This window comes from Pleomorphochaeta sp. (genome assembly GCF_050031695.1).
Taxonomy (GTDB): domain Bacteria; phylum Spirochaetota; class Spirochaetia; order Sphaerochaetales; family Sphaerochaetaceae; genus Pleomorphochaeta.
This window is the reverse complement of record NZ_JBNAIC010000067.1, coordinates 1-10,267: the sequence shown is the minus strand read 5'-3', so window position 1 is coordinate 10,267 and position 10,267 is coordinate 1. Positions and strand designations below refer to the sequence as shown.

Below are 10,267 nucleotides of genomic sequence, written 5' to 3'. Positions count from 1 at the left end.
TTTGCTATCTTTCATAACAAAGCCCTTTTTAAAAAAAGGAGAGCCTTTATAGGTAAAATACACTTACAACAAATGTTGAATTTACCTCAACTCTGAATGATTGCAATATAGTCTTGAAGAGAAAAAAAAGCAATATTTTTTAGTTCATTTTTTATAAAAAAACATATAAAAAATTTAAGCAAAAAAAATCAAAAATAGTAGAATTTTTATACATAATTATTATTGTTCTGAAGAAAATTTTTGAGCTCTAAATTAATTCATTTATTAGCTCTAAACAAATCATATACATCCTTGGAATGTGAAAAGGGCCCTTATAAAAATTCCCTTTTAAAGTTGTAGCGATTGACCCGTCTTTATGCAAATATCCAAACCATTCTCCATTTATTTCATCAACAAAATGAGTCTGAATATAATCATTTATAATGTAAAAATTATTTAAATACTTATCATCTTTGGTAAATTTGTATGAATAGAGACTTGCAATTAAGGCTTCACATTGTGGCCACCAAAATTTCATATCTTGATGATATTCAGCAATAGGTTTATTTAATGCGTCTCTGTATTGAATTATTCCTCCAAAATCTTTATCCCAACCTAGATTAAACATCAAATCGTATATTTTTAATCCAAGATTAATTAATTTTTTATCATTGAGGTCTTCTCCCATATTCATGATAAACCAAGCGGCTTCTATAGCATGCCCAGGATTTACAATCCTACCTTCAAAATGTTCTTTTTGGAAAGAGCCATCAATTGCTACTTGTTCTAATATTAATTGTAAATCCTCACGAATAAAATTATTTTCAATTTCAGCAATTAAATTATGCATATATGTTTCAAGTTCTATTTTTTTATCAGGATTTGATTTTTTTAATTCATTTAATACATTAAGTAAAATCATCGGCTCTCCAAATGATTTGGAAGCTCTTAATGATTTTGGAATTAGAATATTAGGTGTGTCTCTTAGATATTCAACAAAGTTTAATAATTCTAAAGCTTTTTGATTATATTTATCTCTCTTTGTAATTCTAGAATATGCCGCATATCCAATTATTGTAAAAGTTTCACTAAAGAAATATCTAAGTCTTTTTACTATTGGTTGTCCAGTTTTGCTTATTTTGAAAAACATTCTACCATCATTATCAAAACAATATTTTTCTATAAAATCGACTATATTATCACAAGCTTGCAAATATTGAATATTTCCATATTTTTCATATGCTGTTGCAAATATCCATAGAGCTCTTCCTTGAAACCATACTGATTTATCGGTATCTATTATAGCTCCATTTTGATCTATGGCAGTATAGATACCTCCATTTATATAATCTAATCCATATTTTAACCAAAAATCTAATTCGCCACTTATTAATTGTTTTGTATATAGGGTTTTTATTTTTTTTAAATTATTAATCATATATTTTCTTATTATAAATTTTCCTTAAAAAAAGTGAAAATTTCATCATTTAGATTTGGTAATATTTCATGATCAAAATCATGAAATAAATTTAAATATTTTTTACATTTCATTTGATTAAAGACTGCAAACTGCGTTGAAGGAGGACAAGAAGTATCTTTTAATCCACAGGAAAAAAATACATTTGCTTTTATATTTTTTGCCATATTTTTTATATCAATATAACTTAATGCTTTAAATAATTGATCTTCTGTTTTATGATGAGGATCAAAAATTCTAAAGTAATTTGTTATTCCTTCATAAGCCTTATTATTTATTCCTAATTGCCAAAATCTTTTATAATCACTTAGATATGGATGTACTGGAGCTATACATTTTATTCCTGGAACTAATGCTGCTAGGGCTACTGTAAGAGCGCCTCCCTGACTCCATCCTGTAACTCCAATTCTGTCTTTATCAATGTATTCAAATGTAGATATAATAGTATATAGTTTATAAGCATCTAAGATTATGTTTCTATAATATAGTTTATCAATATTTCCTGATAAAGCCTCAAATATACCCTTTAGAAGAAATCCTAATTCGATATTAGATCTTCCATAAAAACTATCTTCATAGCCGCCACCTTGCCCTCTGCAATCCATTGAAAAAACACAATATCCTTCACTCGCGAAAGGAAGTAAAGAAGTCCATTCTCCACTATCACAATTTAATCCATGAAATTTAATTATGCATGGCATTTTTTCTTTATTTTTAGGTATTAGCATCTTTGTGTGAATTTTTATATTATTAATTGATGTAAAAAACATATCATAGCAATCAGCAATATTTGAAGAAAAATTAGTTTTTTTTATTCTATAATTTGTAACTATTTCATTTGCTTCTTTAATGGACTTTTGCCAATAGTTATCAAAATCATTTGGCCTATGGCTTGTTCCTAAATAATTTTTCAAGTTTTCTAAGTTCATATCAAAGGAGTTTTGCATCTTTATTTTCTCCTATTTTTATATCAACTTCAAATAATCTAGACCAAGGGAATATTATATCTTCAATTTCATAAGGTGACTTTTTATATAAATTATTTAATTCAATCATTAAGTCATTTTTTATTTTATTTCGAAGTTCCAAATCATTGTTATCTATGTGTATATATGTATTTTTAGCAATTCCCTCTAATAAATTATTATATTTTTTCCTTACAATACTTTGGTATGCATAGTCGTCAGCAATTCTGTAGAATAATAATTTTTCTTTTGATTTTTCAGATCCAAATAAAAATTGTATAATTCCAGATGATATAGCAGTGCCTATTGTATTTCCAGCAGTGTTCCAAGCAGCATAAGAAAGTAAATTGTTACTTATCTTCTTATCAAAAATTTTATTTACAAAACTTAAATCTGAACCATTTGCAAATGCAATATCACAGATTATGAAAGGTTTATTTAAATTTAAAAGATTCAAATAGTTTTTATCATTATATTCATATGGTTCCTGCTTCCATGAATCTTGCATTTCACCTTCCCGAGTGTGGACAAAAAGAATAATATCTGCTTCATTTATTTCTTTTGTGAAAATAGCATTTGATACTTGAATCTGGTGCTTTATACTTTTTTTTAATTCCATCCCTTCATATTTAGGGATTAAAGACATAGCTTCTTCTCGGTCAAAAAATATGCTTATTTTAGGTTTATTAATTATATTTTTTACAATACTTCTGCAAATTAGTGCTGAGCCAACTTCATCTGCTCCTGGATATGTTAATACTTTATTTTCTATATTTTCTTTTTTTATATTAGAGAAAATTTCTTTTTTTTCTTTAATTCCATATCCAAATTTTGATGAATCATCTTGAGGAATTACTAAGTAATCAATTAAATTATTTTTTAATAAAGGTAAGCAATTTTTTATTATATCTATATTAATTAAACGTCTTGATTCATAATCTTTAATTACATAGTTAGGAATTTTTTGATTTGCATAGTGAAGTTCCTCTAGTTCATTCTTGCTAAGAGAATATGTTTCACTTTTATTTATTAGATAGGCTCTTTTAAAAATTAACTCACCATATTCAGCATAGTAGTTTGGCTCTTCTTCACTGCTTGAGTATGCTGGAGTTCTCATAATTAAAGCAAAAATATATATATCTATATGTTTAGTTTCTTTGACTTTTTCTACTAGTTTAGCAAAATTGTTTAACCTATTTAATAATATATAGCTAGAAATTTTATGTATTCGGCTAGGAATTAATCCACCATAAATTAACATTTCTAGTGATATTACAGCAGCATCACATTTATATAAATTATTTTCTAACCATTCATATATTTTATCTATATTGGCACTTTTCTTGAAATTCCCCATATAGTTTTTTGGGATTTTTATTAATTCAATATCTTTATTGTTAATTAAATTCATATTTGGAAATTTATAATTACATGGGCGTTCATCTAATGGCATATACAAAATTTTCATAATTTTTCCTTGATTGATTTATTAATTTTTTTTATTTATGAAATAGGAATTTCATAATTTTTTTTTTAGCCTTTTACAGCAGAGGCTATACCTTCATCAATGAAGTTTTTTTGATTAAAAATAAAGAAAATCATAACTGGTATGATAGCAAGTAAAGCCCCTGAAGCTACTAAACGCCAATCATTTGTGAATGTTCCTTGTAATTTTTGAACTCCAAGTGGTACTGTATATAGTTTTTGTGAATCTAATACTAACAAAGGCCATAAGAAATCACTCCACATATTTATGAAAGTGAAAATTGCTAAAGCTGATAAAGTTGGTTTTATTATAGGGACAACTATATGTCTTAATACAGTAAAAGAAGACGCCCCATCAATGAAAGCAGATTCTTCTAATGATATCGGAACTGTTATCATTGCTTGTCTAATTAGAAATACTCCAAATGCCGTTACAGCATTAGGTAAAATAACAGCTGCAAGTGAATCTTTTAAGCCAAGATGAACTATTGTTACAAAATTTGGAATCATTGTTAACTGAATAGGAATCATCATTGTTGCTAAAATTAGAAAGAAAATAGTTTCCTTTCCTTTGAATTTCATTCTTGCTAATGGATAAGCAGCACTAACTGATAGCAATATGTTTAAGACAACGCAAAATGCTACAACTATAAATGAATTTATATAATATCTAAACATTGGAATAGTTTTAAAAACCATTACAAAATTAGATAAAGTTGCTTGCTCTGGAATAAATTGGGGAGGCATACTAAATATATTTTCTCCCTGTGATTTTAGTGCAGTAGAGAGAAGCCAAACAAATGGAACTATACTTACTAAAGCAACTAAAATCATTAGTAAATATTTAAATATAATTAATGCTATTTTATTTGTTTTGTGATTTGCCATTATGCTACTCCTCTATAAGTTTTTTCACTGTTTTTCATACTTATATAGCTAAAAACAAATAATAAAATAAATAAAATTACACCAATTGAACTTGCATAACCAAATTTTAATTTATCAAATGCCGTATCATAAATTTCATATACTAATGTTCTTGTAGAATTGAAAGGCCCACCAGCTGTCATTACATATATTTCATCAAAAACCTTCATAGCTGCCATTGAAGACATAATTGCAACTACTGCAATGGTTGGTGCTAGTAATGGAACTGTTATACTTCTTAATTGTTTAAATTTTGAAGCCCCATCTATTGTAGCTGCTTCATATAATTCTTTGTTGATGCTTTGTAATCCTGCTAAATATAGAACCATATAATACCCAAGGCCTTTCCAAATAGTTACAACCATTATGCAAAATAAAGCAGTATTTGGATTTGTTAAGTATGATATTGGTTCAGATATTAGATGTAAAAGATTATATAAGACATAATTTAATAACCCCTTTTCCATATACATCCATTTCCAGATTATTCCTGCAACTACCATACTTGTAACTACAGGGAAATAATAAATTGTTCTAAAAATTGTTACCCCTTTTAGCTTTGTGTCATTTACTAGAACAGCAATTAACAATGGTAAAATTACTAATACAGGGACTACTACAATGAAATATTTTAAAGTATTTAGTAAGGCTCTATAAAAACTATCACTTTTAAATAGAGTTTTATAATTTTCAAGACCAATCCATTTTGGTGGTGATAGTAAATTGAAATCTGTAAAACTGTATTGAATTGCTCTAGCTAAAGGGTAAAATACAAATAAAATAAGAATTATCATTGTAGGTAAGAGATATAAATATGGTGTAATGTTTTTTTTCAATTTCATTAATATTGTTTCCTTAATATGATTAAAATATCTTATTCATTATGATAAATATAAATTAGATGACTATTTTATATATAGTCATCTAATTGCTATGTTATAAATTCTTATTCACTTAGAAATGAATTAGCTTTGTCTTGTGCAGCTTGTAATAGTTGACTTGCATCTCCATTTCCGGTTGCTGCTTTTGCAAAAGCTTCAATAAATGCATCACGGATTTCTGTCCAGTTTTGCATAGGTGGGAAAATCATTGTGCCTCTTGATACTTCTTTTGCACTCATAATTCTAGCTTCAGTTGCAGCAGTATTGTCAGAAACTGAGAAGAAAGCATCATTTAAAGACTCTTTTGTTGAAGGAACAATTGCTCCTGCAGCCTTAGCAAATTTAACTTGATTTGTATTGTTTGTTAAGAATTTTGAGAAAGCCAAAGCTTCATCAAGAACTTTTGAGCTCTTAGGTACAACAATATTCATAACTGCAATATTGGATTTCCCATTTTCCCCAATAATTTGTGGAGCTACACCAGTTTCATTATAAATTTCTTGTGAATTATCTTTAATCATTCTAGCATGGGAGGTTCCTCCAAAGAACATTGCTAATTCACCTGTGCTATATAGTTGGATTGCCTCACCAGTTCCTGATTTTGAAGTAATTGTTTCACTTGGGATTAATTTTTCATCTAACATTTTTTTATAATAATTTGCAGCAGCTATTACTTGTGGTGTGTTGAATTGAGCTTTTGTAAAATCTTCGTTGAATAATCTAATTCCCATTCTTTCTAATTCTTCCATGATAAATTGATCTTGGAAAAATGTCATATAGCCATAGGCACCTGTTTTATCATGAATTTGTTTAGCATATGAATATAATTCATCGAATGTAGTTGGATATGTATTAGGATCTAATCCAGCTTGTTCAAATAATGCTTTATTATAATAAACCATATTTGATGTTATATACCAAGGAAGTGCAAATACTTTTCCATTATATGTACTAGCATTCCAACAACCTTCAAAGTAATCATCTTTAACATCTGAAGCCTTTTCATTCATATCAATTAATAAATCATTTTGAGCTAATTTTTGTGAAAATGGTAAATTGAGATTTATTACATCTGGTAATGTGTTACTAGTTGCTGCTGTTAAAACTCTAGTTTCAGTATCTCCCCAAGGTACATCAATCCAATTGATTTCTACATTAGGATTTTGAGTTTCAAATTCTTCAATAACCCCGTTTAAATAATCATCAAAAGAAGGGGATAGAGACATTGTCCAAAATGTAACAGTTTTCTTTTGATTAGAAGTTGTTTCATTTGATCCTTGAGCAAACAAACCTGTAGTTACTAAAACACTTATGGCAACTACTAAAGTTAAAATCTTTTTCATAACTTTCTCCATTTTTACTAATAATAAAAGTTTATATTATAAGTTTTGTAATTTTGTTTGATGCAAACTAGTAATATTTTTATATTTGCGTCAACGTTATACCAATTATGATAATTTGTTTTTTTTATTTGTCAAGATTTTTTTTAAATTTTATTTTCAGATTTATTTTATATGTAATAATTCCTTTTATGATGTTAAATAAACTATTTTATTAAAAACTTTGACATTTAAATTATTATCATCTATTATATAAATGTTCTTGATTCATCGATGAGTCAAATCTTAATGAAAGGATAGAAAATGGAAAAACAAACAACATTAAAAGATATAGCAAAAATTGTTGGGGTAAGTCCTAGAACTGTTTCTTCAGCCTTAAGTGGAACTGGTAGAGTCTCTGAGGCTATGAGAATAAAAATTAAAAATGTCGCTAATGAATTAAATTATAAACCAAATTTACAAGCTAGAGGTTTAGTTCAACATAAATCATATTTAATTGGGACAGTATTTCCCTACTTAAATGTAAGTTTCTTTAATGAAATTATAAGTGGAATTGAAGAAAAAGCTTCAGAAAATGATTATGATATATTGCTAGGTAATGCAAATCTTCAAACAAAGAAAGATGGTAGATTTGCAATAGAGAGAATGATTAGAAGGAATGTAGATGGTCTTATTTGTTCACCAGATTATAGAGAAGTTAATCTTTTTAAAGAATTGAAAGAAAAAAACATACCTACGATTCAAGTAATGACAAATATTGATGATTTAGATTTACCCTTTATTGGTGTTGATAATATATGTGGTGGTAAGATTGCAACAAATCATTTAATTTCTTTAGGCCATGAAAAAATAGGATTTATAGGCACTAATAGGATTCATTATAGTGAAATTGATTCTAGAAATAGTGGATATTTACAAGCTTTAATAGAAAATGGAATTAAGTTAGATATAGATAGATATACAGTTAAAGCAGATCAAAGTATAAAGGGTGGATATGATGCAACTTTAGAACTACTAAAGAAAGCTCCAGATTTGACAGCTATTTTTGCTTCAACAGACTATGCTGCATTAGGAGTCATTAGAGCTTTATTGAGTAAAGGGAAAAAAATTCCTGAAGAAGTTTCAGTTATAGGGTTTGATGATTTGGATTTTGCATCTCATCAATTTGTCTATCAGCTTACTACTGTTGCACAACCTAAAAGAGAAATTGGACTTTTAGCATTTGATATGTTCTTAGATATTTTAGCTGGGAAAAGGGTTGAGAATATTATTTTAAAACCGCAATTAGTAAAAAGAACTACTACGAGTCAAAAATGTTAAGGTAGTATATGAAAAAAAATAATTATGATTTAATTATATTGGGAGCTTCAGCTTCAGGTATATCTGCTGCTATACAAGCGGCAAGGAATAAATTAAAAGTTGCAGTTATTGAAGAATCTATTTCAATAGGCGGTATGATAACTGCAGCAGGTGTTTCTGCTTTTGATGGTAATCATCTAATTGCCGGAGGAATATTTAAAGAATTTCGCGATAAATTAAGAAATTATTATAATAGAGATATTCTTGATACAGGATGGGTTTCGAATACTTTGTTTGAACCTGAAGTTGGAATTGAAATATTATATTCTATGATTGATGAAAATTATTGTGATTTATATTTGGATTGCAATCATATTCAAATTAATAAAATTGGGAATAATGAACTTTCAATTGATTCTGTATTTTTCAATCAAGCCAATCGACAATACCAATTTAAAAGTAATTATTTTATTTTAGCGGATGAATTTGGTGATGCAATTTATCATCTTAATTTACAAAATCATTATGGATTGGAAAAAGAGTTGGATGCTCCATATGAATTAAAACATCCACAAGATTTTACTTATAATGCTGTGCTTCAATTTGATAATAAGATTAAAGTTATTGATGAATATCCCCTTTGGACGAAAGAAGGGGAGTTTGCAGGAATTATAGGGAATCCTGAGATTTCTTTAACAAAAATGTTAGAGTATGGAATGCTACCTAATAATAAGATAATGCTTAACTGGCCAATAAAAGGTAATGACTACTATGGTAATTATTTTATTGAAGATAGACAGTCTATGTTTATAAAAGCAAAAGAAAAAACTATGCGCTTATTTAAATTGATTCAATCTTCAGTAGATTTATCATGTAATCTTAGGTTATCTGATAATAGTTATCCTTTGTCAAAAGATAAACTCCCTTATATCCCATATATTAGAGAAGCTAGAAGAATTTATGGAAATGAAACTTTATCTATAGAGGATATTACAAATAATAAAATATTTAAAACTGCTATTGCTGTTGGTGATTATCCTTTAGATCATCACAGAGATTTAGATGAAGCTTATAATAAAATTGACTTTCCTAAAATTCATCCTTTTTCTGTCCCTTTTGGTTCTTTAATCCCTTTAAGAACAAAAAATATATTGGTGGTTGAAAAATCAATATCAGTTTCAGGTCTAGTAAATGGTTGCACAAGACTTCAACCTGTGGTAATGCAATTAGGGCAAGTTGCTGCTTTAGCAGTATATTTAGCAAAAAAGAAAAAAATATGTGTAAATGAAATTAACATTGAAGAATTGCAAGATTTGATATTGGATAATAATGGGTATCTTTATCCTACACATGATGTTTCACTGAAAAATCCTAAATTTAAGGATACTCAAATAGCAATAAGAGAAGGCTCTATTAAATTAGGATATTTGAATGAAGGGTGGGTTAATAAATCATATTGTATTAATGCTTAATATTTTTCTTGTTAACAAGTATGAAGCGATGTTCCATAGCTTGAATGTATCCTTTGTTATTTATTTCTTTATCAATTTCAATAAGTTGAGTTAAGTTGTTTTTTACAGAAAAATTAGGGAATTCCCATTCAATTATTTTTGCAAAGTAAATAAATGCTCCAGTATCAAAAAACTTAATTGGAGTAAATTTTTCATCAGCTTTTAATATAGAGAAATTTTTGGATTCTAATTTTGATTTAACATATTTTAGATTGTTATTATTAAATAGAGATTCAAAATTAGGATTTATTTTTTTTGATAAATCTAAATCATTTAAATTTCCAATCTGCTGTGTTATAAAAATTCCACTTGGTTTTAAAACTCTATAAATTTCATTAATATCAAAAGATTCATGTCTATTAATTATAATATCGAACAAGTTGTCTGGGTAATCAATCTTATC

General features: G+C 27.4%; 8 protein-coding genes and 1 pseudogene. 2 read left to right on the top strand and 7 right to left on the bottom strand.

Annotated features, from left to right (window positions below; translation table 11 throughout):
* Positions 1 to 247: 247 nt before the first annotated feature.
* The 6 genes from ACPKM0_RS11880 to ACPKM0_RS11855 form a co-directional block, all read right to left on the bottom strand.
* Positions 248 to 1,417, bottom strand: a complete 1,170-nt coding sequence (locus ACPKM0_RS11880) for an AGE family epimerase/isomerase (RefSeq protein WP_472476217.1) — start codon at positions 1,415 to 1,417, stop codon at positions 248 to 250.
* Positions 1,418 to 1,428: 11 nt separating this feature from the next.
* Positions 1,429 to 2,403: an alpha/beta fold hydrolase gene (locus tag ACPKM0_RS11875; protein WP_464634084.1), complete on the bottom strand. Its 975-nt coding sequence runs from the start codon at positions 2,401 to 2,403 to the stop codon at positions 1,429 to 1,431.
* Positions 2,387 to 3,889 (bottom strand): DUF4127 family protein, encoded by a 1,503-nt coding sequence (locus tag ACPKM0_RS11870; RefSeq protein ID WP_464634086.1) that lies wholly within the window; start codon positions 3,887 to 3,889, stop codon positions 2,387 to 2,389. Before ACPKM0_RS11870 ends, ACPKM0_RS11875 begins: the two co-directional genes overlap by 17 nt.
* Before the next feature lie 65 nt (positions 3,890 to 3,954).
* On the bottom strand, positions 3,955 to 4,794 hold the full coding sequence (locus tag ACPKM0_RS11865; protein ID WP_472476214.1) for a carbohydrate ABC transporter permease: 840 nt from the start codon (positions 4,792 to 4,794) through the stop codon (positions 3,955 to 3,957).
* Complete coding sequence (locus tag ACPKM0_RS11860; protein WP_464634090.1) at positions 4,794 to 5,675, bottom strand: carbohydrate ABC transporter permease; 882 nt, start codon at positions 5,673 to 5,675, stop codon at positions 4,794 to 4,796. The genes ACPKM0_RS11865 and ACPKM0_RS11860 overlap by 1 nt, the downstream gene beginning before the upstream one ends.
* Positions 5,676 to 5,779: 104 nt before the next feature.
* A complete protein-coding gene (locus ACPKM0_RS11855) occupies positions 5,780 to 7,057 on the bottom strand; it encodes an ABC transporter substrate-binding protein (protein WP_464634092.1) in 1,278 nt (425 codons plus the stop codon).
* A 300-nt stretch (positions 7,058 to 7,357) separates the two neighbouring features.
* Between ACPKM0_RS11855 and ACPKM0_RS11850 the strand changes: the two genes are divergently transcribed.
* Both ACPKM0_RS11850 and ACPKM0_RS11845 read left to right on the top strand, forming a co-directional pair.
* Positions 7,358 to 8,374: a LacI family DNA-binding transcriptional regulator gene (locus ACPKM0_RS11850; protein WP_472476212.1), complete on the top strand. Its 1,017-nt coding sequence runs from the start codon at positions 7,358 to 7,360 to the stop codon at positions 8,372 to 8,374.
* Positions 8,375 to 8,382: 8 nt separating this feature from the next.
* Positions 8,383 to 9,825, top strand: a complete 1,443-nt coding sequence (locus tag ACPKM0_RS11845; RefSeq protein WP_472476210.1) for an FAD-dependent oxidoreductase — start codon at positions 8,383 to 8,385, stop codon at positions 9,823 to 9,825.
* On the opposite strand, the pseudogene ACPKM0_RS11840 reads toward ACPKM0_RS11845, so the two are convergent.
* A pseudogene (locus ACPKM0_RS11840) lies at positions 9,815 to 10,267 on the bottom strand (SAM-dependent methyltransferase); the annotation flags it as partial. The gene ACPKM0_RS11845 and the pseudogene ACPKM0_RS11840 overlap by 11 nt on opposite strands.

Excerpts from the sequence above, each read along its gene's own strand:
- ACPKM0_RS11880 (WP_472476217.1), bottom strand. The coding sequence starts at position 1,417 with ATGATTAATAATTTAAAAAAAATAAAAACCCTATATACAAAACAATTA.
- ACPKM0_RS11875 (WP_464634084.1), bottom strand. The coding sequence starts at position 2,403 with ATGCAAAACTCCTTTGATATGAACTTAGAAAACTTGAAAAATTATTTA.
- ACPKM0_RS11870 (WP_464634086.1), bottom strand. The coding sequence starts at position 3,889 with ATGAAAATTTTGTATATGCCATTAGATGAACGCCCATGTAATTATAAA.
- ACPKM0_RS11865 (WP_472476214.1), bottom strand. The coding sequence starts at position 4,794 with ATGGCAAATCACAAAACAAATAAAATAGCATTAATTATATTTAAATAT.
- ACPKM0_RS11860 (WP_464634090.1), bottom strand. The coding sequence starts at position 5,675 with ATGAAATTGAAAAAAAACATTACACCATATTTATATCTCTTACCTACA.
- ACPKM0_RS11855 (WP_464634092.1), bottom strand. The coding sequence starts at position 7,057 with ATGAAAAAGATTTTAACTTTAGTAGTTGCCATAAGTGTTTTAGTAACT.
- ACPKM0_RS11850 (WP_472476212.1), top strand. The coding sequence starts at position 7,358 with ATGGAAAAACAAACAACATTAAAAGATATAGCAAAAATTGTTGGGGTA.
- ACPKM0_RS11845 (WP_472476210.1), top strand. The coding sequence starts at position 8,383 with ATGAAAAAAAATAATTATGATTTAATTATATTGGGAGCTTCAGCTTCA.